Consider the following 24,274-nt stretch of genomic DNA (forward strand, 5'->3'; position numbering starts at 1 on the left):
CCCGTATGCGCAGCCGCCAGTACGGACCGGACCTGACCCCGCCGTGGAAGAAGCAGACCCCCGCCCCGGAGGTGCCCGCCGAACGGGACCTGGTGGTCGAGGAGGCGACCACCGGCTTCTGCGGGGCGGTGGTGCGCTGCGAGAAGACCGCCGAGGGGTTCACCGTCACCCTGGAGGACCGCTTCGGCAAGCACCGGGTCTTCCCCCTGGTCCCGCGCGGCTTCCTGCTGGAGGGCAAGGCCGTCACCCTGGTCCGCCCCACCGGCCCGGCCCCCTCCCGTGCTCCCGGTCGCACCGCCTCCGGCTCGATCGCCGTCCCCGGCGCCCGCGCCCGGGTCGCCCGCGAGTCCCGCATCTACGTCGAGGGCCGGCACGACGCCGAACTGGTCGAACGGGTCTGGGGCGACGACCTGCGCATCGAGGGCGTCGTCGTCGAGTACCTGCGCGGCATCGACGACCTCCCCGCCATCGTCGCCGACTTCGCCCCCGGCCCCGGCCGCCGCCTCGGCGTCCTGGTCGACCACCTGCTCCCCGGCACCAAGGAACACCGCATCGCCGCCCAGGTCACCGGCGACTCGGTGCTGGTCGTCGGCCACCCCTACATCGACATCTGGCAGGCCGTGAAGCCCGCCTCCGTCGGCATCCCCGCCTGGCCCGCCGTCCCCCGCGGCGAGGACTGGAAGGAGGGCACCTGCCGCCGCCTCGGCTGGCCGGTGGACACCCCGGCGGCCTGGAGGCACATCCTGTCGAAGGTGAACAGCTACAAGGACCTGGAGCCCGAGCTGCTGGGCAAGGTGGAGGAACTGATCGACTTCGCGGCCCTGCCGGGTCAGGAGTAGGTCTGGAACTCCGAGGTGTCCAGGGTGATGTCGAGCAGGTCGACCTGAATCGGGTCACCGAATTTGGTGGTCCGCTCGGACCAGTACATCGGGGTACCCGACGGCGTGTCGGTGGTCAGATCCGTGAGGAGCACGCACACGCCCTTGAGTGGATCGACGATGAGGTACGCCGGAATCCCACCCTGGGCGTACATCTCACGCTTGGTCCGGTAGTCCCGGTGCACGCTGGTCTTGGAAACCACCTCGACCACGACGGTCACCGCGGAGGCGGACAGCAAACGGCCCATCTCCTGGACGATGCCGCGCTCGAAGACGACCAGATCCGGTTGGGGTTCGCTGGCCTCGCCGGAGATGATCAGATCCTGGGTCTGAAGCGCCCGCCACCGGGCGTACGGGGTCTGGTGCTGAATCGCGGAGACGATGAGGTTGTGGACCATGTCCGGCCCGGCCATCATCACGATTTCCCCCCTGATGAGCTCGGCCTTGACGCCTTCCGGCACCTCCAGGTTCTCGAAGATCCCGGTCATCCGATCATCGATGGCGGTCATCGCACGCTCCCTCCGACGGCTGACACCACGTTAACGACACTCAGTCCACCAGGTCACGTACGACCGCGTCCGCCAGCAGCCGCCCCTGGAGGGTGAGGGCGGCGCGGCCCTGCTCGTAGGGCCGCGCGGCGAGGAGGCCGTCCGCGAGGGCCCGGTCGGCGGCCTTGCGGCCGGTGTCGGTCAGCAGGTCCAGGGGGACGCCGTCGACCAGGCGCAGCTCCAGCAGGATGCGCTCCACCCGGCGGTCCTCATCGGTGAGGAGTTCGCGGCCCAGCGCCGGGGTGCGGCCCTCGGCGAGGGACTGGGCGTAGGCGGCGGGGTGCTTGGCGTTCCACCAGCGGACACCGCCGATGTGGCTGTGGGCGCCGGGGCCGGCGCCCCACCAGTCGGCGCCGGTCCAGTAGAGCTCGTTGTGGCGGCAGCGGCCCTCGGGGGCGGTGGCCCAGTTGGAGACCTCGTACCAGGAGTAGCCGGCCGCGCTGAGCGCCTGCTCGGCGATGAGGTAGCGGTCGGCGTGCACGTCGTCGTCGATCATCGGCAGTTCGCCGCGCTTGACCCGGGCGGCCAGCCGGGTGCCCTCCTCGACGATCAGGGAGTACGCGGAGACGTGGTCCGGTCCGGCCCCGATCGCCGCCTCCAGGGAGGCCCGCCAGTCGTCGTCGGACTCGCCGGGGGTGCCGTAGATCAGGTCGAGGTTGACGTGCTCGAAGCCGGCCGCGCGGGCCTCGGCCACGCAGGCCTCGGGGCGGCCCGGGGTGTGGTGGCGGTCGAGCAGCCGCAGGACGTGCGGGCGGGCGCTCTGCATGCCGAAGGAGATCCGGTTGTAGCCGCCCTCGCGCAGCTCGGCCAGGTACGCCGGGTCGACGGACTCCGGGTTGGCCTCGGTGGTGACCTCGGCGTCCGGGGCGAGCCCGAACTCCTCGCGCAGCGCGGCGAGCATCTTCACCAGGTCGCGGGCGGGCAGCAGCGTGGGGGTGCCGCCGCCCAGGAAGACGGTCCGCACCGGGAGGTCCACTTCCCCCAGCACCTTCCGGGCCAGCCTGATCTCGGAGACCACGTTGTCCGCGTAGGTCTCCTGCGAGGCGACCGCACCGGAGGAGCGCAGCTCGGTGGCGGTGTAGGTGTTGAAGTCGCAGTAGCCGCAGCGGCTGGCGCAGTACGGCACGTGCAGGTAGAAACCGAACGGCCGCCGCCCCAGCCCGGTGAGGGCGTGCGCGGGCAGGGAACCGTCGGACGGCACCGGTTCGCCGTCGGGAAGTGCGGAGGGCATGACCCCATTGTCCCGTACGGCCCGACCGAACACGCGGGCCGTACGGGAGCGGGGCGGATCAGGCCTCGTTGGCGCCCGCGTACATCGCGGTCACCGCGTCCGCGTAGGTCCGCTCGACCACCGGGCGCTTGATCTTCAGGCTCGGGGTCAGTTCGCCGTGCTCGACGTCGAGGTCGCGCGGCAGCAGGTGGAACTTCTTGATCGTCTGCCAGCGCTGCAGGTCGGCGTTGACCCGCTTCACGAAGCCCTCGATCAGCTCGCGCACGGCCGGCTCCTCGGCCAGCTCGGCGTAGCTCCTGCCGGCCAGGCCGTGCTCGGCGGCCCACGGCATCAGCACCGACTCGTCCAGGCCGATCAGCGCGGTGCAGAAGTTGCGGCCGTTGCCGATCACCAGGATGTTGCTGACGAACGGGCAGACCGCCTTGAACTTGCCCTCGACCTCACTGGGCGCCACGTACTTGCCGCCGGAGGTCTTGAACAGGTCCTTCTTGCGGTCGGTGATCCGCAGGAAGCCGTCGGCGCTCAGCTCGCCGATGTCCTCGGTGTGGAACCAGCCGTCCGGCTCCAGCACCTCGGCGGTCTTGTCCGGCAGGTTGTGGTAGCCGCGCATGACGCCGGGGCCTCGCAGCAGGATCTCGCCGTCCTCGGCGATCCGCACCTCGGTGCCGGGCAGCGCGCGGCCCACCGTGCCGATCCGCACGTCCTCCTTGCGGTTGACGCAGGAGCCGGCGCTGGTCTCGGAGAGGCCGTAGCCCTCCAGGATCGGCACCCCGGCGCCGAGGAAGAAGTAGCCGATCTCGGGGGCGAGCGCCGCACTCCCGGAGACGGCGCCGCGCAGCCGGCCGCCGAAGGCCGCCCGGATCTTGGCGTACACCAGCTTGTCGGCCAGCGAGTGCTGGAGCCGCAGGCCCAGCGGGGCGGTCTCGACGCCGGTGGCGATCCGGCTCTCCTGGACGGCCCGGGCGTGCTCGCGGGCGACCTTGGCGGCCCACATGAAGATCTTGTACTTGGCGCCGCCCTCGGCCCGGGCCCGGCCGGCGATGCCGTTGTAGACCTTCTCGAAGATGCGCGGAGCGGAGGCCATGACGGTCGGCCGGATGGCCGGCAGGTTGTGGATGATCCGGTCGACCCGGCCGTCCACCGCCATCACGTGGCCGGTGGCGATCTGGCCGGAGATCAGCGTCTTGCCGAAGACGTGCGACAGCGGCAGCCACATGAACTGGACGTCGTCGGGGCCCAGCAGGCCGCTGGCCTCCTGCGCCCGGCCCTCGTACGCCCAGCAGTCGTGCACCAGGCGCACGCCCTTGGGGCGGCCGGTGGTGCCGGAGGTGTAGATGAGGGTGGCCAGCTGCTCCTTGTCGAGCGCGGCCACGGCCTTCTCGATCGCGTCCGGGTGCTGCTCCAGGTACTCCGCGCCGCGCCGCTCCAGCTCGGCGAGGGTGAGCAGCTCCAACCCGGCCGTCTCGGGGGTCTCGGCGGGCTCGTCGAAGAGGATGACGGTGCGCAGCTCGGGCAGCTGCTCGATCTGGCCGACGGCCTTGGCCAGCTGGGCGGCGTTCTCGGCGAACAGCGCCTTGGAGCCGGAGTTGGAGAGGATGAAGGCGGTCTCGTCGGCGTTGGTGCTGGGGTAGACCGTGGTGATGGCGGCGCCCGCGCACATGGCCCCGAGGTCGGCGATGATCCATTCCAGCCGGGTGGAGGAGGCCAGCGCGACCCGGTCCTCGGCCTGGATGCCGAGCGCCATCAGGCCGGCCGCCACCGCCTTCACCCGGACGGCGGTCTGCGCCCAGGTGAGCGAGCGCCACTGCTCGGCGCCCGGGGCGCCGTCCGCGGCGTGCTCGTCCACCGGGGCCGGGTAGCGGTACGCCTCGGCGTTCGGGGTGGCGGCGACGCGCTCAAGGAACAGGTGGGCGACGGAGGCCGGACGCCCGGCGACCAGGTCGGCACTGCCGGAGTCGATCAGGGACTGCGCGGAACTCAACGAGGACCTCCGGGGGCGGGTGGCCGTCTGGGGGATTGCGGCGTCCGTGGGGGCGGCCGCCGGGCCCCGGTTCACCTGAGCGGTACCGGCCGGTAACAAGGGCGTAGTCAGCAGCCTAGGGGGAAACCGGTCATTCCGTAAGAGGGCGAGGCCAGCTGGCACGGCTTCGCGGCGCCGGTGCCCGGGAAGGGGGGCGCACGGACGGCCCGTCCGCACCCGCATCGCGGGACCCTTTGGCAAAGGCCCGGCAAACCTCAGCCGGACAGCCCTCGAATCGTCTGTACGACGCCACAGAACAACGAGAATTGGGGTGCGAACCCGACCGGCGACGACAAGAGTGTGCCAGTGCTGATCAGACTGCTCCGGGCGTACCTGCGCCCATACTCCCGACCGATCACCTTGCTGGTGGTGCTCCAGCTGGTGTCCACCCTCGCGGCGCTCTACCTGCCGACGCTCAACGCCGACATCATCGACAAAGGCGTGGTCAAGGGCGACACCGGCTACATCCTGCGCCTGGGCGCGGTGATGATCGGCATCACCCTGGTCCAGGCGCTCTGCTCGATCGGCGCCGTCTACTACGGCGCCCGCACGGCGATGGCCTTCGGCCGGGACCTCCGGGCCTCCGTCTTCGACCGGGTGCAGACCTTCTCCTCCCGCGAGGTCGGCCAGTTCGGCGCACCTTCCCTGATCACCCGCACCACCAACGACGTCCAGCAGGTCCAGATGCTGGCCCTGATGAGCTTCACCCTGATGGTGGCCGCGCCGATCATGTGCGTCGGCGGCATCATCATGGCGCTCAACCAGGACGTCCCGCTGTCCGGCCTGCTGCTCGCCGTCATCCCCGCGCTCGGCGTCGTCCTCACCCTGCTGGTGCGGGCGCTGCGGCCCAAGTTCCGCAGCATGCAGAAGAAGATCGACACTGTGAACCGGGTGCTGCGCGAGCAGATCACCGGCATCCGGGTGATCCGCGCCTTCGTCAAGGACGACCACGAGCAGAACCGCTTCGCCGACGCCAACGAGGACCTCACCCAGGTCGCCCGGCAGGTCGGCCGGCTGATGTCCATGATGTTCCCGGCCGTGATGCTGGTCGTGAACGTCTCCAGCGTCGCGGTGCTCTGGTTCGGCGCCCACCGCATCGACAGCGGCGACATGGAGATCGGCGCGCTCACCGCCTTCCTCTCCTACCTGATGCAGATCCTGATGAGCGTCATGATGGCCACCTTCATGTTCATGATGGTGCCGCGCGCCGAGGTCTGCGCCGAGCGCATCGACGAGGTCCTCGGCACCAGCTCCAGCGTCGTCCCGCCGGCCGCGCCGATCACCGAGGTGCTGCGCCGCGGCAACCTGGAGCTGCGCGACGTCGACTTCCGCTACCCCGGCGCCGAGGCCTCGGTGCTGCGCGGCATCGACCTCACCGCCGGCCCCGGCGAGACCACCGCCATCATCGGCTCCACCGGCAGCGGCAAGTCCACCCTGCTCGGCCTGGTCCCCCGGCTCTTCGACGCCACCGGCGGGCAGGTCCTGCTGGACGGCGTGGACGTGCGCGAACTCTCCGCCGACGCGATCGCCGAGAGCGTCGGCATCGTCCCGCAGAAGCCGTACCTGTTCACCGGCACCGTCGCCAGCAACCTCCGCTACGGCCGTCCCGACGCCACCGACGAGGACCTCTGGCACGCCCTGGAGATCGCCCAGGCCAAGGACTTCGTCGAGAAGCTGCCCGAGGGCCTGGACGCCCCGATCGCCCAGGGCGGCAGCAACCTCTCCGGCGGCCAGCGCCAGCGCCTGGCCATCGCCCGGGCGCTGGTGCGCAAGCCCGACGTCTACCTCTTCGACGACTCCTTCTCCGCGCTCGACTACGCCACCGACGCCAAGCTGCGCAAGGCCCTCGCCCACGAGACCGCCGACGCCACCGTACTGATCGTCGCCCAGCGCGTGTCCACCATCCGCGACGCCGACCGGATCATCGTCCTCGACGAGGGCGCCGTCGTCGGCACCGGCACCCACCGTGAACTGATGGCCGACAACCCGACGTACCGGGAGATCGTGCTCTCCCAGCTCACCGAGCAGGAGGCGGCATGACCAGCCCCGGAAAGCCCGCCGGCACTGCCGGAAAACCCGCCGGAAAGCCCTCGGGCCGACAGGACGGACTCCCCAGCGATTCCCAGGCCGCCGCCGCCCGCCGCGGCCCCGCCGGACCGGGCCGCTTCATGGGCGGCCAGGGCGCCGAGAAGTCCATGGACTTCAAGGGCTCCGGCAAGCGCGTGCTCGGCCTGCTGCGCCCCGAGCGCAACGTGCTGATCGGTGTCCTGGTGCTCGGCGTGCTCGGCGTCGGCTGCGCCGTCACCGGTCCCAAGATCCTCGGTGACGCCACCGACCTGATCTTCGCCGGCGTCGTCGGCGCCCGCTTCCAGCCCGGCACCTCCAAGGCCGAGGTCATCGACGGCCTGCGCGCCCACGGCGAGGGCGGTATCGCCGACCTGCTCTCCGCGGTCGACTTCACCCCCGGCCACGGCATGGACTTCGGCGCCATCGGCTCCGTCCTGCTCTGGGTGCTCGGCATCTACGTCGCCTCCGCCGTCTTCGGCATCTTCCAGGGCCGCCTGGCCACCAAGGCGATCCAGTCGGCCAGCTACCGGCTGCGCCAGGACGTCGAGGCCAAACTGGCCCGGCTGCCGCTGAGTTACTTCGACAAGCAGCCGCGCGGCGAGGTGCTCAGCCGGGTCACCAACGACATCGACAACATCGGCCAGTCCATGCAGCAGACCATGGGACAGGTCGTCAACTCGCTGCTCACCGTGGCCGGTGTGCTGGCGATGATGTTCTGGATCTCCCCGCTGCTCGCCCTGATCGCGCTGGTCTCGGTGCCGCTGTCGGTGGTCGTCGCCGCCAAGGTCGGCAAGCGGGCTCAGCCGCAGTTCGTCCAGCAGTGGAAGTCCACCGGCCAACTCAACGCCCACATCGAGGAGATGTACACCGGCCACACCCTGGTCAAGGTGTTCGGCCGGCAGCGCGAGTCCGCCGAGACCTTCCGCGAGCACAACGAGGCGCTCTACCAGTCCAGCTTCCGGGCCCAGTTCATCTCCGGGATCATCCAGCCCGCGATGATGCTGATCGGCAACCTGCAGTACGTGCTGGTCGCCGTGGTCGGCGGACTGCGGGTGGCCAGCGGCGCGCTGTCCATCGGCGACGTACAGGCCTTCATCCAGTACTCCCGGCAGTTCAGCCAGCCGCTCACCCAGGTCGCCAGCATGGCCAACCTGGTGCAGTCCGGCGTCGCCTCCGCCGAGCGCGTCTTCGAGCTGCTGGACGCCACCGAGCAGAGCCCCGAGCCGGCCATGCCGGAGAAGCCGGACGCGATCCGCGGCCGGGTCGCCTTCCAGGACGTGTCCTTCCGCTACGACCCGGAGAAGCCGCTCATCGAGGACCTCTCGCTCAAGGTCGAGCCCGGCCAGACCGTGGCCATCGTCGGCCCCACCGGCGCCGGCAAGACCACCATGGTCAACCTGCTGATGCGGTTCTACGAGGTCAGCGGCGGCCGGATCACCCTGGACGGGGTGGACATCGCCGCGATGTCCCGCGAGGAGCTGCGCTCGGGCATCGGCATGGTGCTCCAGGACACCTGGCTGTTCGGCGGCACCATCGCCGACAACATCGCCTACGGCGCCCAGGGGGCCACCCGCGAGCAGGTCGTCGAGGCCGCCAAGGCCGCCCACGTCGACCGCTTCGTCCGCACCCTGCCGGACGGCTACGACACCGTCGTCGACGACGAGGGCGCCAGCGTCAGCACCGGCGAGAAGCAGCTGATCACCATCGCCCGGGCGTTCCTCGCCCAGCCGTCCATCCTGGTCCTGGACGAGGCCACCAGCTCGGTCGACACCCGTACCGAGGTGCTGATCCAGCGGGCCATGGCCCGGCTGCGCACCGGCCGCACCAGCTTCGTGATCGCCCACCGGCTCTCCACCATCCGCGACGCCGACGTGATCCTGGTGATGGAGAACGGCTCGATCGCGGAGCAGGGCACCCACGACGAGCTGATCGCCGCCGGCGGCGCGTACGCCCGGCTGTACCAGGCGCAGTTCGCGGAGGCCGTGGCCGAGGTCGACTGACGCCTCCTCGCACGAAGGGCCGGGACGGGACTCACCCGCCCGGCCCTTCGCGCGCCGCGGATCTTCTCAGCGGGCGGCCCCCTTCGCTACCGTGGCCCCGTGACCGCCCAGCCCACCGCCCCCGAACAGGCCCCGGACGCGTTCGAGACGAACCGCCGTTACCTGGGCTCGGTCGCCTACCGGCTGCTCGGCTCCTTCACCGACGCCGAGGACGTCCTCCAGGACGCCTGGCTGCGCTGGCAGGCCACCGACCGGGCCGCCGTCACCGACCCGCGCGCCTTCCTCACCACCGTGGTCACCCGGCTCTGCTACGACCAGCTCGGCTCCGCCCGGGCCCGCCGCGAGGCCTACTACGGCGAGTGGCTGCCGGAGCCGTCCGTCTCCTACACGAGCGTCCCCGACTCCCCCGCCGAGCAGGCCGAACGCGGCGAGTCCGTCTCGCTCGCCCTGCTCGCCGTACTGGAGCAGCTCACCCCGGCCGAGCGGGCCGCCTTCGTCCTGCACGACGTCTTCGCGGTCGGCTTCGAGGACATCGCCGCCTCCCTGGACCGCACCCCCGACGCCACCCGCCAGCTCGCCTCCCGGGCCCGCCGCCGGGTCAAGGACGGCGGCCCGCACACGGGCGCCGACCCGGCCGAGCACCGCCGGGCCGTGGAGGCCTTCGCCGCCGCCAGCACCAAGGGCGACATCCTGGGCCTGATGGAGATCCTCGACCCGGACGTGGTCTGGCACGCCGACGGCGGCGGCATCGTCCGCGCCGCCGCCCGCCCGGTCCACGGCGCCGACAAGGTGGCCCGGCTGGTGGCCGGCCTGGTAAGCAAGTGGTTCACCCCCGAGTTCGGACTCGGCTACGCGATGGTCAACGGCGAGCCGGGCCTGGTCTGGTACGAGAAGGCCACCGGCGCCGTCACCGGCGTGGTGGCCTTCGCCCTGGCCGACGGGCGGATCACCGAGGCGTACATCGTGGTCAACCCCGAGAAGCTCGCCCGGATCAGCCCGGTCACGGCACCGTGACACGGGCCTCCACGGGCATGTGACACAGGTCACCGTCACATCCTGACCGGCCGCGTCGTCCCCCTCCCGAACAGCGCTCCACCGGAGCGACCTCGCGAGGAGGCGGACGAGATGAGCAGCACCACCAGCACCGGCAAGCGGATCGTCGTACTGGGCGCCGGGTACGCCGGACTCACCGCGGCCAAGGGCGCCGGACGGCACCGCACCGTCACCCTGGTCGCCCCCGAGGAGCGGCTCCTGCACCGCATCCGCCAGCACGAGACCGCGGCCGGCCGCGGCCGCGACTGGCCCGCCATCGGCGAACTGGCCCGCGGCCGCCGGATCCAGCACCACCGGGCCCGGGCCGTCGAACTCGACCCGGCCGGGCACGAGGTCGTCCTGGACGACGGCACCACCCTCGGCTACGACACCCTGGTCTACGCTCTCGGCAGCCGCACCGCCTGGCACGGTGTCCCCGGCGCCGTCGAGCACGCCCACCCCGTGGAGCGCGCCGCCGAGGTGCGGCGCCTGATCCGCGAGGCCGACCGCCCCGGCACCCTGGCCGTCGTCGGCGGCGGCGCCACCGGCATCGAACTGGCCACCGAACTCGCCGAGGCCCACCCCGGCTGGCGGGTGCGGATCGTCGCGGCCGGGCAGGTCGGCGGCATCTACTCGCCCAAGGGCCGCGCCCACGTCCGGCGCGTCCTCGACCGGCTCGGCGTCGCCGTCCACGAGAACGCCACCGTCACCGAGGTCACCCCGGACGGGCCTCGCACCACCGCCGGCCCGATCGAGGCCGACCTCACCGTGTGGGCCGCCTCGATGGAGCCGCACCCGCTGGCCGCCGAGGCCGGACTGGCCGTGGACGAGCGCGGCCGGGCCCTGGTCGACGACCACCTGCGGTCGGTCTCGCACCCGGACGTCCACGTGGTCGGCGACGCCGCCGCGGTCACCGTCCCCGGCGTCGGCACCCTGCGGATGGGCTGCGCCACCGCCCTGCCGCAGGGCCAGTACGTCGGCAAGCTGCTCGACGGGCGCACCTCGAAGCCGTTCTCGTTCCGGTACGTCGTGCAGTGCCTGAGCCTCGGCCGACGGGACGGGCTGCTGCAGCTGGTCCACCCGGACGACTCGATGAAGCCCACCGTCTTCACCGGCACCGCGGGGCGGCTGGCCAAGGCCGGGATCGTCACCGTCGTCCTCGGTGCGCTCAAGTAGCCGGCGGGACGTCCTGCGGGAACGGCGCGCCCCCGGGAAACGGGGAACGCGGAAGGGCCCGGGCGGCTGCCCGGGCCCTCCTGGTACCGCTCGCCGCTACTTCTTGTCCTTCGGCGTCTCGGCGTCGGTGGACAGCGCGGCGATGAAGGCCTCCTGCGGGACCTCCACGCTGCCGACCATCTTCATCCGCTTCTTGCCTTCCTTCTGCTTCTCCAGCAGCTTCCGCTTACGGGAGATGTCACCGCCGTAGCACTTGGCGAGGACGTCCTTGCGGATCGCGCGGACCGTCTCACGGGCGATCACCCGGGAGCCGATGGCGGCCTGGATCGGCACCTCGAACTGCTGGCGGGGGATGAGCTTCTGCAGCTTGCCCGCCATCATCACGCCGTAGCCGTAGGCCTTGTCCTTGTGCACGATCGCGGAGAACGCGTCCACCGCGTCGCCGTGCAGCAGGATGTCGACCTTCACCAGGTTGGCGCTCTGCTCGCCGATGGGCTCGTAGTCGAGCGAGGCGTAGCCGCGGGTCTTGGACTTCAGCTGGTCGAAGAAGTCGAAGACGATCTCCGCGAGCGGCAGGGTGTAGCGCAGCTCGACCCGGTCCTCGGACAGGTAGTCCATGCCCTGCAGGCTGCCGCGGCGGGACTGGCACAGCTCCATGATCGCGCCGACGAACTCGTTCGGCGCCAGGATGGTGCCGCGCACGACCGGCTCGAAGACGTCGGCGATCTTGCCGGACGGGAACTCGCTCGGGTTGGTGACGGTGTGCTCGCTGCCGTCCTCCATCACCACCCGGTAGACCACGTTCGGGGCGGTGGAGATCAGGTCGAGCTTGAACTCGCGCTCCAGGCGCTCCCGGATGATCTCCAGGTGCAGCAGGCCGAGGAAGCCGCAGCGGTAGCCGAAGCCCAGCGCGACCGAGGTCTCCGGCTCGTACACCAGGGCGGCGTCGTTGAGGCGCAGCTTGTCCAGCGCGTCGCGCAGCAGCGGGTAGTCCGAACCGTCCAGCGGGTACAGGCCGGAGAACACCATCGGGCGCGGGTCCTTGTAGCCGCCGAGCGGCTCGGTGGCACCCTTGTGCTGCGAGGTGATCGTGTCACCGACCTTGGACTGCCGGACGTCCTTCACCCCGGTGATGATGTAGCCCACCTCGCCGACGCCGAGGCCGTCGGCGACCTTCGGCTCGGGCGAGATGACACCGATCTCCAGCAGCTCGTGGGTGGCGCCGGTGGACATCATCTGGATGCGCTCGCGCTTGGTGAGCTGGCCGTCCACGACACGGACATAGGTGACCACGCCGCGGTAGGAGTCGTACACCGAGTCGAAGATCATCGCGCGGGCCGGGGCGTCCGCGACGCCGACCGGGGCCGGGATGGTGTTGACGATGTGGTCCAGCAGGTCCTCGACGCCGAGGCCGGTCTTGGCGCTGACCTGGAGCACGTCGGAAGGGTCGCAGCCGATGATGTGGGCGATCTCGGCGGCGTACTTCTCCGGCTGGGCGGCCGGCAGGTCGATCTTGTTCAGCACCGGGACGATCGTGAGGTCGTTCTCCAGTGCCAGGTACAGGTTGGCGAGGGTCTGCGCCTCGATGCCCTGGGCCGCGTCGACCACCAGGATCGTGCCCTCGCAGGCCGCCAGGGAGCGGGACACCTCGTACGTGAAGTCCACGTGACCCGGGGTGTCGATCATGTTGAGGATGTGCGTCGTCCCGGCGTCCGGCCCGGTCTTCGGGGCCCACGGGAGGCGGACCGCCTGCGACTTGATGGTGATGCCGCGCTCTCGCTCGATGTCCATGCGGTCGAGGTACTGGGCACGCATCTGCCGCGGGTCGACGACGCCGGTGATCTGCAGCATCCGGTCTGCGAGCGTCGACTTGCCGTGGTCGATGTGGGCGATGATGCAGAAGTTGCGGATCAGCGCCGGGTCGGTACGGCTGGGCTCTGGCACATTGCTGGGGGTCGCGGGCACCTTGGTCCGATTCTCCGTTGGTCCGGGGCCGGGGGTGTCCGGATCATCGCTGACCGGCTATCCCGGGGACCGGACAGTCTCGTCCGATCGAAATAGTCCTCCCATCTTCCCACGACCGCGGCACCGGACGCCGTTCGGGCACCTCGGAGCCTTCCGCCCCTTGCGATACGACGGCAGGATGGGCGGCCGTGATCCTGGAAAGCGCACTGCTCGACGTCCTGCCCGGCCGGGAGGACGAGTTCCTCGCCGCCTTCGCCGAGGCCCGTCCGTTGATCGCCGTCCAGCGCGGATTCCGCTCCCTGGAACTGCGCCGCTGCCTCGACGAGGGGCGCGGCTCACGCTTCCTGCTCCAGGTGCGGTGGGAGACGCTCGCCGACCACACCGAGGGGTTCCGCGGCTCGGCCGAGTACCAGCGGTGGCGGGAGCTGCTGCACCGGTTCTACCGGCCGTTCCCGGAGGTCGAGCACTACGGGGAGCCGGTGCTGAGCGCCTGACCCGGCCGGTCCGGTTTGGGGCGCGCGGCGGGCCCCTGGTAGCGTGGGCTGCTGCACCTGGCCTCGGCATGCCCTCTCAGCTGGACCGACGGCCTTCGGGTGCGGCCCGTTCAATACCTTTCAGACAAGACTGAGGCTCCTTCGTGGCGAACATCAAGTCCCAGATCAAGCGCAACAAGACCAACGAGAAGGCGCGCCTGCGCAACAAGGCCGTCAAGTCCTCGCTGAAGACCGCTCTGCGCAAGGCCCGTGAGGCCGCTGCCGCCGGCGAGACCGAGAAGGCCGTCGTGCTGGCCCGCGCCGCCTCCAAGGCGCTGGACAAGGCCGTGAGCAAGGGCGTCATCCACGCCAACCAGGCCGCCAACAAGAAGTCGGCCATCACCAAGCGCGTCAACACCGCCGCCCAGGCCTGACGCCCCGGGGGCTCCGGCCCCCACCGCCTCGGGACGACCGGCCCTCTACCCGGACCCCTGAGGCGTGCGAGAACTCGCACCGCACGCGGCCTGCGTTCGCCACGCGGGTGCGGTGCACACCAGCCGTACGACAGGCGCCGCAGCCGGCCTCTTCCCAGAGGCCGACTGCGGCGCCTGTCGCGTTCCGCGCCCCGGCCGCTATGGTCGGTCGGTCACGCGCGACCGAGCTGCGTTCGAGGTGCGGGGAGCGCCGCGACGCCAGTCACGAAGGGGGACTTCCATGACGACGCCACCGCCGCCGACACCCGGACAGGGGCCGAACAGGCCGGGGTACGGGTTCCCGCAGCAGACGCCGGGGGGTGTGCCCACCGGTACGCCCGTGCCGGGTTCGCCGGGGCCGGCCGGTTTCGGCCCGCCGCCCGGGCTGCCCGCCGCACCGGGGGCGGCCGTTCCCGGGGCCGCACCCACGGCTGTCTCCGGGGCTGTTCCGCCAGGTGTTCCCGCAGGTGTTCACCCGGGTGGGGCGGCCGGGGGCCGCTCCGGGGGCAACCTGCGCCGCAACGCCGTCTGGGCCTTCGTCGGCGCGGTGCTCGCCTCGGCCGGCTGGACCACCGCCGTACTGGTCATCCCGGGCCTGGTCGGCAGCAGCGACGGCAAGTCCGCGCCGCGCAGCCTCGGTTCGTACCACACCTCGGACAACTTCTGCGTCACCGCGAAGCCGGAGAACCTCCTCAAGACCTACAACACCTCGGACACCAGCTCGCCGACCCACCACACCGACCAGAACCCGGCCCTGGACAGCATGACCTGCTCGATGTCGCTCAAGCGCATCGGCGACACCACCTCCAGCGGCGAGTACGCCTCGGCCTACATGCGCGGCGACCTGCACAAGGCGGTGAACCCGGCACCGGAGTTCTCGGCCGCCAAGGAGGTCTACCGCGCGCGGGGCTACCAGATCAGCGACATCCCGGGCCTCGGCGAAGAGGCGTACTTCATCTACAAGGACGACCCGGGAACCTCGGACAAGACCTGGCACACCGTCAGCGCCGAGGTGGACGTCCGAGACGGCGGGATGACGTACTACATCTCCTGGAACGGCAGTTACACCGACGGCAAGAGCAAGGTGCCGTCCAAGGAGGACCTCCGCACGGCGCTGCAGGCCGACACCTGGGAGGCCGTCCGCTCGATGCGCAAGTGACGCGCGGGTGACCGGCCCGGCCCTGCCCCGAACCGTCAGTAGGCGGGGCGGGAGCCGGCCCGGGCGGCCCGGGCGACGGCGACCACCGCGCGCTCCAGCGCGAAGGCCGGATCGTCCGAGCCGCCCTTGACGGCGGCGTCGGCCTGGGCGATCGCGGTCAGCGCGGCGGCCACCCCGTCGCCGGTCCAGCCGCGCATCTGCTGGCGGACCCGGTCGACCTTCCACGGCGGCATGCCCAACTCGCGGGCCAGATCGGCCGGCCGCATGTTCCGGCCGGCGGTCGCCAGCCGCCCGATGCTGCGCACGCCGGAGGCCAGCGCGTAGGTGATGCCGGTCGGCGGCTGGCCGACGGCCAGCGCCCAGCGCAGCCGCTCCAGCGCCTCCGCGGCCCGGCCGGTGACGGCCAGGTCGGCCACCTCGAAGCCGGTCGCCTCGGCCCGGCCGCTGTAGTAGCGGGCCACCACCGTCTCGTCGATCGCGCCCTCGACGTCCGAGGTCAGCTGGCTGCACGCGGCCGACAGCTCGCGCAGGTCGCTGCCGAGCGCGTCCAGCAGCGCCTGGCAGGCCTCCGGAGTCGCGGAGCGGCCCAGGGTGCGGAACTCGCCCTTGACGAAGGCCAGCCGCTCGCTCGCCTTGGTCAGCTTGGCGCAGGCCACCTCGCGGCCGCCCGCCTTGCGCCCGGCCTCCAGCAGGCCCTTGCCCTTGGCGCCGCCGGCGTGCACCAACACCATGATCACTTCTTCGGCCGGGGCCTCGATGTACGCCTTGACCTCCTTCACCGAGTCGGCGGAGAGGTCCTGGGCGGCCCGGACGACGATCACCTTGCGCTCGGCGAACAGCGAGGGCGTGGTCAGCTCGGCCAGGCTGCCGGGCTGCAGCCCACCGGGCGGCAGGTCCCGTACGTCGGTGTCCGGGTCCGCCGCCTTCGCCGCGGCCACCACCTGGGCGACCGCGCGGTCCAGCAGCAGCTCCTCCTGGCCGACCGCGAGGGTCAGCGGGGCGAGCAGGTCGTCGGGTGCACTCTTCCTGGCCATCGCCTACCAGCATCCCACGCGCCGCGGACACTCCCGCCCGACCGGCCACCCGGCCCGACCTGGAGAATGGCCCGGTGACCGAGAACCACACCACCGACCTGCCGGACGTCGACGACCCCTTCGTCCGCCAGCTGCTCGTCCTGCCCGACCGTGACGCCGCCGACGAGGCCGCCGAGGAGCTCAGCGCCGACCACCCGGACCTCGGCGAGTTGGAGATCGTACGCGACGCCCTGGCCGGCGAGGACGACGCCGAGGACGCCCAGTGGCTGGTCGTCCTCGATCCCCCTGCCGACGGCTGGACCCCCGCCCTCCTGCACGCCCTCGACACCGTCGCCACCTCCTACGAGGGCTGGCGCGAGGAGGCCTGACCGGCACAGCGGCCGCCGGGGCCGCGCCCCCGCCCGCGCAGGGGGTGTCGGCGTCGGCCCGGCCCTCGATCAGGACCCGCCTTGAGCGGCGGCCCGGCGACGACGAAGTCCGCGTCGCCGGGCCGCCGCTCGGCGGGCTCGGTGCCGAAGAGCCGCGAGTAGAACGCGGTCGAGCCTTCGAGGCTCGGCGAGGCCCGCGTCCACGACCCGACCCGACCGGGCCCTTCGACGTCTCCCGACCGACGACCTCCCACCGCCTCAAGGCGCTGCGCGAGTCAAGGCGCTGCGCGAGGCCGGCCCTGCCGATCGGTGTTCAGCGCCGATGCCGGTACCGGTGCCGGTGCCGGTGCCGCGCTGCGGAGGAAAGGCCAGGACCTTCCGCGAATTCCAGCGCATTGACGGTGCATGTTCACCAATTCCCGTGACGGGGCGTCCAGTTGGCGAGATCCGGCGAATTCGCGGATTTCTCCGCAGAGGGGTTCGGAACTGTTCATGTCTTGGCCGCCGCCGATATACCGAGGCCTCTGACGCTAGGAGCGCACCGCCGCAGCCAATTCCCCCTCCAGGAGTCTTCCGTGACCCGTCGTTATGTCCGGCTGGCCGCCACCCTCGGCGCAGCCGGTGTGCTGGCCGGATCCACCGTCGCCCAGGCGGCCGCCGCCGAGGAGGGCCCCGGCGCCCACGCCGAGCACGTGCTGCTGGTCTCGGTCGACGGCCTGCACCAGTCGGACCTGGCCCGGTTCGTGGCCGAGCACCCGCAGTCGGCGCTGGCCCGGCTGGTCCGCGGCGGTGTCGAGTACACCCACGCGAGCACCACCAACCCCTCGGACTCCTTCCCCGGCATGGTCGCCCAGCTGACCGGCGGCGGCCCGGGCACCACCGGCGTCTACTACGACGACACCTACAACGCGGCGCTGCTCCCGGCCGGCACCACCGACTGCAAGGGCGCCAAGCCCGGTGTCGAGGTGGACCTCACCGAGGACCTGGACAAGAACCAGGACGCGCTCGACGCCGGCCAGGGCCTCGCCGGCCTGCCCGGCTCCATCCTGCGGATGACCGGCCGGCCGCAGACCCTGCTCGACCCGGCCAAGCTGCCGGTCGACCCGCACACCTGCAAGCCGGTCTACCCGCACACCTACCTCCAGGTGAACACCGTCTTCGAGGTGGCCCGCGAGGCCGGTCTGCGCACCGCGTGGTCGGACAAGCACGCCGCCTACGACATCCTCAACGGCCCCTCGGGCCAGGGCATCCAGGACCTCTTCACCCCGGAGATCAACAGCACGGCGACCGGGTACAGCGGCGACTGGACCAAGGACAACCAGGCCACCGAACAGTACGACTCCTACAAGGCGCAGGCCGTCCTCAACGAGATCGACGGCTACGACCACAGCCGTTCGGAGAAGGTCGGCACCCCGGCGGTCTTCGGCCTGAACCTCCAGTCGGTCTCCACCGCGCAGAAGCTCAAGGGCTCCGACGGCCTCCAGGGCGGCTACGTCTCCAAGGGCGTGCCCGGCCCGCTGGTCGAGAAGAACCTGGAATTCGTCGACCGGCAGATCGGCGCGCTGACCGAGGAACTGCGCAAGCAGCACCTGGACGGCTCCACCACCGTCGTCCTCTCGGCCAAGCACGGCCAGTCCCCGATCGACCCGACCGCGCTCAACCGGATCGACGACGGCCCGCTGCTGGACGGCCTCAACACCGCCTGGAAGGCCTCCCACCCGGGCGCCGGCGACCTGGTCGCCCACGCGGTCGACGACGACGGCGTGCTGCTGTGGCTGAACGACCGCTCCGCGGCCGCCACCGAGTTCGCCGAGAACTACCTGCTGGCGCAGAGCGGCAACGGCGTCGACATCGACGGCAAGGCCCGTCCGTTCACCCGGAGCGGCGTCGAGAAGGTCTACGCCGGCGAGGAGGCCGCCGACTACTTCCACGTCACGCCGGGCGACCCCCGCGTGCCGGACGTCTTCGGCGTCGCGCAGTACGGCGTCGTCTACACCGGCGGCAGCAAGATCGCCGAGCACGGCGGTGCCCACGCCGACGACCTGGACGTGCCGCTGGTCGTCTCCGGCGCCGCCACCCCGGACGGTGTCCGCGAGGACGAGAAGGTGGAGACCAAGCAGATCGCGCCGACCATCCTGAAGCTGCTCGGCCTCAAGCCGAACGCGCTGCAGGCCGTCCGCGAGGAGCACACCCGGGTGCTGCCGGTCCGCTGACCGTTCCGGGCCCGCAATCGTCCGTTGCCCGTCGCCTCGGGCCCGGGCGGGTCACACTGGTTCGCGGCGCGCTCCCCGGGGCCCCCGCCCCCACCCCTCCCCCCACCATCCACCCCTGCCCTGCCCCACGTTGTGGAGGGAGGAGGGGAGCGGGGGTCACAGGGGTGGGGCTCGGGGCTCGGCGGTCGAGTGGCCCCGACGGGCGGAGGGGGCGGCGTGGGTGCCGTGGTCGGGCTGGGGGTGGACGGAGACGGCGAGGGTGGCCGGGGAGTCGCCGGTCACGGCGATGTCCCCCGCACGGTCCGTGCGCAGGACGGTGGCGCCGAGCGCGCGCAGCCGGTCGACCGTGCGCGGGGACGGGTGACCGTACGCGTTGCCCTCACCGCAGGAGATCAGGGCGAGCCGGGGCCGCAGGGCTGCGGTCAAGTCCCAGTCCTGGTGCGCAGAGCCGTGGTGCGCCACCTTCAGGACGTCGACCCGGCCCAGCCGGCCCAACAGGGCGGACTGGGCGGGTGGTTCGAGATCGCCGAGCAGCGCCATCCGCAGCCCACCGGCCATGGACACCAGCAGCGCCACACTCGCGTTGTTCGCGCCGGGCGCCTCGACGGCTGCCCGTGGATCCGGCCACACCACATCCCAGGCCAACTCCGCACCCGCCGACCGCCGTTCACCACGACCCGCACGCAGCAGCGGCACACCGGCCGCGGCCGCCCAGCCGACCACCCGGGCCGCCTCACCCGGCGGATCGTCCAATGCGGTGCCCTCGACCGCACCGACATCGCGGCCCCGCAGCACCCCTGGCACGCCCTCGACATGGTCGGCGTGGAAGTGCGTCAACAGCAGGAGCGGAACCGTCGTGATGCCGAGGTCGCGCAGGCACCGGTCGGCGGCGTTCGGGTCCGGCCCCGTGTCGATCACCACCGCGCTGTCCGGCTCATCGGCCCGAAGGGCCAACATGTCTCCCTGCCCGACATCGCACATCACGAGCCGCCACCCGGGCGGTGGCCAGCCGGTGGCGATCCGGGCGAGCTGCGGGGGGCTCAGCAGGACGGCCAGCAGCACCACCAGCAGGGCCCCTGTCACCAGCGCCCGGGTCCAGCGGCGCCGGGTGCGGGCCCGCCGGCCGGGCTCCGTCCGTCGGGGCAGCAGCAGGGGCGCCGCCCAGCAGGCGGCCAGGGTGGCGAGGGCGACCGTCACCGTCCCGAACCAGCCGCCCGGCCAGGCCAGTTGGCCACCCGGCAGTTCAGCCCCGCGCCGTGCCACGAAGGCGAGCCAGCTGGCCGGCACTCCGGCCGGTTCGGCGAGCAGACGGGCCACGGACGGGAAGAAGGGATGCAGGACGAGCACCCCGAAGCCGAGCAACGTCGCCGGGGCCACCGCCAGTTCGGCCAGCAGGTTGCAGGGGATCGCGACCAGGCTGATGTGCCCGGACAGCACCACCGTCACCGGCGCGCACAGCGCCTGCGCCGCCGCCGTCGCCGCCAGCGCGCCCGCCAGGTGGTGCGGCCAGCGCCGGGCCCGCAGGGCCTCGGCCCAGTGCGGCCCGAGGACGAGCAGCCCGGCGGTGGCCAGCACCGAGAGCAGGAAGCCGAAGGATCGGGCCAGGAACGGGTCCAGCAGGACGAGGACCAGCACGGCTCCGGCGAGCGCGGGTACGGCCTGACGGGGACGGCCGGTGGCCAGGGCCAGCATGCCGATCAGCCCTGTTCCCGCCGCCCGCAGCACGCTCGGCTCGGGTCGGCAGACGGTGACGAAGGCCAGCGTCAGCGCCGTGCCGAGCAGGGCGGTGGTGCGCAGCGACAGCCCCAACATGGGGGCCAGTCCCCGCCGTTCCGCCGTACCGGCTTGGCCGGGTGCGCCGAGCAGTACGCCGAGGACGATGGCCAGGTTGGCCCCGCTGACGGCCACCAGGTGCACCAGGTCGGTGGCCCGGAAGGCGTCCACGAGGTCGTCGGGCAGCCGCGAGGTGTCGCCGACCACCAGCCCCGGGAGCAGCCCGCGCGCGTCGGCGGGGAGCCCGGCGGATGCCGTGCGCAGGCCTTCGCGCAACCGTCCGGCGATCCGCTGCGGCAGGCTCGGCGGGGCGAGCTGCCGGGGCGGGCCGTGGACGACCAGCAGCGCCGCGGACTCGGTGTCGTACCCCTCCCCCGCCGGCCGCACCTCGGCCTCCACGGCCAGCCGCTCGGACGGGAGCAGCCCCAGCCAGGGCTTGTTCTCCGGTCCTCGGACCATGACGGTCACGGGGGTGTGGGTGCGGGTGGCCCGCCCGTCCGGGAGGACGGTGACGCGGTCGGCCACCGTCTCCACGGTGAGGAGGCTCTGCCCGCCCGTGGTGCCGCCCCGGGAGGCGTGGACCTTCGGGTCCCCCGCGACGGTCAGCTCCACCTCCACCACGGGTGCCGGCGTGCCCGGGGATCGCGGCGGGGCGTGCTCGGCCGCGCGGGCGAGCTCAGGCAGCGGCCCCCGGTGCAGGTCGGCGGTGTGCAGCGGGGTCGCGAGCGCGGCCGCCGCTCCGGTGAGCAGGACTGCGGCCAGCGACACCGCGGCCCCGCGCCGACGCAGGAGGCCCGGCCGGACGAGCAACAGGACGGCCGCGAGGGCGGCGACGCCCGCCAGTGAGAGGAGCAGGACCTCGGAGCCCGGTTCCAGGGTCAGCAGCGCCGCCGCGACCACCCAGGCCGAGACCGCGGGGAGCAGCAGCCGGAAGTCGGCACCCGAGGACCGGGGGCGCGGGAGCGGTGCGGTGACGGCGGACACGGCGGTACCTCCCTTCAAGGGTCGGCGAGGAAGAGCGAGAGGAACGGGAAGGAACGTCAGAGCGTCAGCAGCGGACGGAGTTCCGCGAAGGTCCGGGCGCCGATGCCGCTGACCTGCCGGAGCTGGTCGACCGTGCGGAAGGAGCCGTGCGAGGTGCGGTAGGCGAGGATGCGCTGGGCGAGAGTCGGACCGACGCCCGGGAGGGTGTCGAGCTGTTCGAGGGTGGCGCGGTTGAGGCTGACGGGTGGTCGGGGTGTGCCGCCCCCGGGAGGCCCGTTGGCGCCGCCGGAGACCTGGACGGGAGCCGGGGCCTGCTCGCCGACCAGGATCTGCTCACCATCCGTCAGGGCCCGGGCCAGGTTGAGGCCCCTGGTGTCCGTCTCCGGCAGCGGACCGCCCGCCGCCCGTAGGGCGTCCGCCACCCGGGAGCCGCCCGGCAGGGTGTGCAGGCCGGGCAGGTGGACCCGCCCGCCGACGTCGATCACGACGGCGGCCTCGGCGCCCGGGCCCGCAGCGGCCTCGGGCGGACCTGCTCCGGAACCGGCCCCGGAGCCGGCCGAGACATGGCCCGAGGGTGTGCCCGACTCCGCCGCCGAGGCCAACGCCGGAACCGCCACCGACTCCGGCCTGGCCAGCCAGAAGTGCTGCACGGCGTAGCCCACCGCGAACAGCAGCAGGATCACCAGCCCGGCCACCGCCCGCCGGTCGAGCGCCAGCGCCGTGGCGAACCGCAGCCGCCCGCTACCCGGGGGCGGATCGGCGAGGTCCACCGCCGCCGACGGCACCGTCTCAACGGGCGGCGGCGGAGAAGTCCCCGAGGGCGGAGAAGTCCCCAAGGGCGCAGGCGCCCCCGAGGAGGAGCCTCCCACCGGCTCGTCGTCCGCCGTCGGCAGCAGTGCCGCCATCCGCAGCCGCACCGTCTCGTTGATCGCTTGGCGCTTCGCCGCGCCCAGGCCCAAAGTCGTCATGGCGAGGACGCTAGGAGCCCGGAGGGCCGCCCGCAGAAATTACCGAAACCCTGTGGACAACCCGGGGGTTGTGGATAAAAAACGTCACTCACACGAGGGAGGGACACCCACGGAAATTGACCGGACCGCCGCCTCAGCGCGGCGCGACCACCACCGCGAGCAGGCCCGGCCCGACGTGCGCGCCGATCACCGCCCCCACCTCGCCCACGTACAGTTCCCGCAGCCCCGGTACCCGCGCCCGCAGCCGCTCCGCGAGCGGCTCGGCCCGGTCCTCGGCCGCCAGGTGGTGGACGGTGATGTCCACCTCGCCCTCCCCCGACCGCTCGACCGCGATCTCCTCCAGCCGCGCGATCGCCCGCGAGGCCGTCCGCACCTTCTCCAGCGGCTCGATCCGCCCGCCGTCCAGGTGCAGCAGCGGCTTGACCGCCAGCGCCGACCCGAGCAGCGCCCGCGCCGACCCGATCCGTCCGCCCCGGCGCAGGTGCTCCAGGGTGTCCACGTAGAAGAACCCGCTGGTCCCGGCCGCCCGTCGCTCCGCCGCCCCGGCCGCCCCGGCCAGGCCCTGACCGGCCTCGATCGCCTCGGCCGCCGCCAGCACCCCGTATCCGAGGGCCATGCCGACCAGTCGGCTGTCCACCACCCGCACGGGTACGGGCGCCTCGGCGGCCGCCAGCCGGGCGGCCTCGACCGTGCCGGACAGTTCGCCGGAGATGTGCACCGAGACGATCCCCTTCGCCCCGGCCTCGGCGGCCGCGCGGTAGGTGGCGGCGAAGGTCTCCGGGTTGGGCCGGGAGGTGGTCACCCGCTGCTTGGCGCGCAGTGCCTCGGCGACGTCCTTCGGGGAGATCTCGACGCCCTCGCAGAGGACCGAGTCACCGACCGCGACGCTCAGCGGGACCACCGTGATCCCGTGCCGGTCGAGGGCCGACTGCGGCAGATAGGCCGTGGAATCGGTGACAAGTGCGAGGTCGGAGGGCATGAGGCGGAGGTTACTCCCCGTTCGTCCGGGAGGGCAGCGCTCTTCCCGGCGCACCGGGAGGACGCGGTGACTCAGCCCGCGGAGGGCCCCGTCGACGGCTTGCGCAGCCGCTGCGCCAGCTTCGCCAGCGGTTCGGCCAGCCCGAGCAACTCCTCCGCGCTCGGCCGCCCCTTCCCGTCCGTCAGCCCGGCCCGAGCCGCACCGGCACCGGCACCGGCACCGGCCGACGAACCGACGCCGGACGAGGACCCCGCAGAACCCGCCCCCGCGGTGTCCCAGTGCCGCAGCGCCCCCGCCTCGCTCTCGCACTCCTGGCTCAGCCGGCCCAGCTCGTCGTCCGCGAACCGGCGCATCCGGTCCTGCGCCGCCCACCGCATGGTCTCCGCCGAGTGGGTGATCCGCTCGGCCCGCTCCCGCAGCTCCGGCAGCTTGGCCGCGATCCGCGCGGTGTCCGGCTCGCGCTCCAGCATCCGCAGCTCGCCGTCCAGCTCCGCCGCGTGGGCGTCGAGCCGGGCCAGCAGCGCGAGGGCCTCGCCGAGCTGGCCGTCCTGCGCCAGCCCGCTCTCCAACACCTGCCGGGTGCCGTCCAGGGAGGTCCGCAGCTTGAGCCGGACGGTGGCGATCTGCGCGGGCGGGCCGACCTTGGTGTACGTCTTCGCCTTGAGGGTGGCGGTCTCGACGGCGCGCCGGGCGTTGGCCTCGTGCTTCCCGACCTTCGCGGCGACCGCCTTGGCCGCCTTGACCGTACCGACCACGGCCAGGACCAGCACCGCGATCCCGAAGAGCAGGACCAAGCCGATCATCACGCCGAACACGTCCATCGCGCGCCACCTTCCGCCACCGAGTCGGCCCCCACCGGGCCCAACGCGGGCCGCTCTGCCGAGGGTTCCACCGTAGCCCCCGCACCCGGCCCGGGGCCGGTCCGAACGGGCC

General features: G+C 72.5%; 19 protein-coding genes and 1 pseudogene. 10 read left to right on the forward strand and 10 right to left on the reverse strand.

What is annotated here, in order from left to right; genetic code table 11:
- Nucleotides 1-5 precede the first annotated feature (5 nt).
- Entirely contained in the window at nucleotides 6-839 is an 834-nt protein-coding gene (locus tag ABZW30_RS04155) for a DUF3097 domain-containing protein (protein ID WP_355669485.1), read from the forward strand.
- Here the strand turns inward: ABZW30_RS04155 and ABZW30_RS04160 are convergent.
- Genes ABZW30_RS04160 through ABZW30_RS04170 form a run of 3 tightly spaced genes read right to left on the reverse strand, consistent with a single transcriptional unit; the run spans nucleotide 830 to nucleotide 4,638 of the window.
- The gene (locus ABZW30_RS04160; protein ID WP_355669486.1) at nucleotides 830-1,387 is read right to left on the reverse strand and encodes a Uma2 family endonuclease; all 558 of its coding nucleotides are present in this window, start codon (nucleotides 1,385-1,387) and stop codon (nucleotides 830-832) included. The genes ABZW30_RS04155 and ABZW30_RS04160 overlap by 10 nt on opposite strands.
- Nucleotides 1,388-1,427: 40 nt before the next feature.
- Nucleotides 1,428-2,657, reverse strand: coding sequence for a radical SAM family heme chaperone HemW (hemW, locus tag ABZW30_RS04165; RefSeq protein ID WP_355669487.1), 1,230 nt, complete (start codon nucleotides 2,655-2,657; stop codon nucleotides 1,428-1,430).
- A 58-nt stretch (nucleotides 2,658-2,715) separates the two neighbouring features.
- Nucleotides 2,716-4,638, reverse strand: coding sequence for an AMP-binding protein (locus tag ABZW30_RS04170; protein WP_355669488.1), 1,923 nt, complete (start codon nucleotides 4,636-4,638; stop codon nucleotides 2,716-2,718).
- 345 nt (nucleotides 4,639-4,983) lie between these two features.
- Here ABZW30_RS04170 and ABZW30_RS04175 point away from each other — a divergent pair, with 345 nt between their 5' ends.
- The 4 genes from ABZW30_RS04175 to ABZW30_RS04190 all read left to right on the forward strand — a co-directional run bounded on the left by ABZW30_RS04175 (nucleotide 4,984) and on the right by ABZW30_RS04190 (nucleotide 10,952).
- Nucleotides 4,984-6,717 carry an ABC transporter ATP-binding protein gene (locus ABZW30_RS04175; protein ID WP_355669489.1) on the forward strand — a complete coding sequence of 578 codons (1,734 nt, stop codon included), beginning with the start codon at nucleotides 4,984-4,986 and terminating at the stop codon, nucleotides 6,715-6,717.
- Between the two features lie 128 nt (nucleotides 6,718-6,845).
- The gene (locus ABZW30_RS04180; RefSeq protein WP_355669590.1) at nucleotides 6,846-8,744 is read left to right on the forward strand and encodes an ABC transporter ATP-binding protein; all 1,899 of its coding nucleotides are present in this window, start codon (nucleotides 6,846-6,848) and stop codon (nucleotides 8,742-8,744) included.
- A 99-nt stretch (nucleotides 8,745-8,843) separates the two neighbouring features.
- On the forward strand, nucleotides 8,844-9,758 hold the full coding sequence (locus ABZW30_RS04185; protein ID WP_355669490.1) for a sigma-70 family RNA polymerase sigma factor: 915 nt from the start codon (nucleotides 8,844-8,846) through the stop codon (nucleotides 9,756-9,758).
- 111 nt (nucleotides 9,759-9,869) lie between these two features.
- Nucleotides 9,870-10,952 (forward strand): FAD-dependent oxidoreductase, encoded by a 1,083-nt coding sequence (locus ABZW30_RS04190; protein ID WP_355669491.1) that lies wholly within the window; start codon nucleotides 9,870-9,872, stop codon nucleotides 10,950-10,952.
- Nucleotides 10,953-11,048: 96 nt separating this feature from the next.
- On the opposite strand, the gene lepA is transcribed toward ABZW30_RS04190, so the two are convergent.
- A complete protein-coding gene (lepA, locus tag ABZW30_RS04195) occupies nucleotides 11,049-12,917 on the reverse strand; it encodes a translation elongation factor 4 (protein ID WP_355669492.1) in 1,869 nt (622 codons plus the stop codon).
- A 188-nt stretch (nucleotides 12,918-13,105) separates the two neighbouring features.
- Here lepA and ABZW30_RS04200 point away from each other — a divergent pair, with 188 nt between their 5' ends.
- The 3 genes from ABZW30_RS04200 to ABZW30_RS04210 all read left to right on the forward strand — a co-directional run bounded on the left by ABZW30_RS04200 (nucleotide 13,106) and on the right by ABZW30_RS04210 (nucleotide 15,022).
- The gene (locus ABZW30_RS04200; protein WP_355669493.1) at nucleotides 13,106-13,411 is read left to right on the forward strand and encodes an antibiotic biosynthesis monooxygenase; all 306 of its coding nucleotides are present in this window, start codon (nucleotides 13,106-13,108) and stop codon (nucleotides 13,409-13,411) included.
- A 143-nt stretch (nucleotides 13,412-13,554) separates the two neighbouring features.
- A complete protein-coding gene (gene rpsT, locus ABZW30_RS04205; RefSeq protein ID WP_329931122.1) occupies nucleotides 13,555-13,824 on the forward strand; it encodes a 30S ribosomal protein S20 in 270 nt (89 codons plus the stop codon).
- A gap of 361 nt (nucleotides 13,825-14,185) precedes the next feature.
- A complete protein-coding gene (locus tag ABZW30_RS04210; protein ID WP_355669494.1) occupies nucleotides 14,186-15,022 on the forward strand; it encodes a hypothetical protein in 837 nt (278 codons plus the stop codon).
- Between the two features lie 35 nt (nucleotides 15,023-15,057).
- Here ABZW30_RS04210 and holA read toward each other — a convergent pair whose 3' ends face one another.
- Nucleotides 15,058-16,056 (reverse strand): DNA polymerase III subunit delta, encoded by a 999-nt coding sequence (gene holA / locus ABZW30_RS04215; RefSeq protein ID WP_355669495.1) that lies wholly within the window; start codon nucleotides 16,054-16,056, stop codon nucleotides 15,058-15,060.
- Nucleotides 16,057-16,130: 74 nt separating this feature from the next.
- Here holA and ABZW30_RS04220 point away from each other — a divergent pair, with 74 nt between their 5' ends.
- Entirely contained in the window at nucleotides 16,131-16,424 is a 294-nt protein-coding gene (locus ABZW30_RS04220) for a hypothetical protein (RefSeq protein WP_355669496.1), read from the forward strand.
- Nucleotides 16,425-16,485: 61 nt separating this feature from the next.
- Here ABZW30_RS04220 and ABZW30_RS04225 read toward each other — a convergent pair.
- Nucleotides 16,486-16,606, reverse strand: a pseudogene (locus ABZW30_RS04225) (glyoxalase/bleomycin resistance/dioxygenase family protein); the annotation flags it as partial.
- Nucleotides 16,607-16,999: 393 nt separating this feature from the next.
- On the opposite strand from ABZW30_RS04225, the gene ABZW30_RS04230 reads away from it, so the two are divergent.
- Nucleotides 17,000-18,637 (forward strand): alkaline phosphatase family protein, encoded by a 1,638-nt coding sequence (locus tag ABZW30_RS04230; protein WP_355669497.1) that lies wholly within the window; start codon nucleotides 17,000-17,002, stop codon nucleotides 18,635-18,637.
- 156 nt (nucleotides 18,638-18,793) lie between these two features.
- Here ABZW30_RS04230 and ABZW30_RS04235 read toward each other — a convergent pair whose 3' ends face one another.
- The 4 genes from ABZW30_RS04235 to ABZW30_RS04250 form a co-directional block, all read right to left on the reverse strand.
- On the reverse strand, nucleotides 18,794-21,394 hold the full coding sequence (locus ABZW30_RS04235; protein ID WP_355669498.1) for a ComEC/Rec2 family competence protein: 2,601 nt from the start codon (nucleotides 21,392-21,394) through the stop codon (nucleotides 18,794-18,796).
- Nucleotides 21,395-21,450: 56 nt separating this feature from the next.
- Nucleotides 21,451-22,362: a ComEA family DNA-binding protein gene (locus ABZW30_RS04240; protein ID WP_355669499.1), complete on the reverse strand. Its 912-nt coding sequence runs from the start codon at nucleotides 22,360-22,362 to the stop codon at nucleotides 21,451-21,453.
- 133 nt (nucleotides 22,363-22,495) lie between these two features.
- Nucleotides 22,496-23,341 carry a DegV family protein gene (locus ABZW30_RS04245; RefSeq protein ID WP_355669500.1) on the reverse strand — a complete coding sequence of 282 codons (846 nt, stop codon included), beginning with the start codon at nucleotides 23,339-23,341 and terminating at the stop codon, nucleotides 22,496-22,498.
- 71 nt (nucleotides 23,342-23,412) lie between these two features.
- Nucleotides 23,413-24,162 (reverse strand): hypothetical protein, encoded by a 750-nt coding sequence (locus ABZW30_RS04250; RefSeq protein ID WP_355669501.1) that lies wholly within the window; start codon nucleotides 24,160-24,162, stop codon nucleotides 23,413-23,415.
- Between the last annotated feature and the right edge of the window lie 112 nt (nucleotides 24,163-24,274).

This window comes from Kitasatospora sp. NPDC004669 (assembly GCF_040609455.1).
Classification (GTDB): Bacteria; Actinomycetota; Actinomycetes; order Streptomycetales; family Streptomycetaceae; genus Kitasatospora.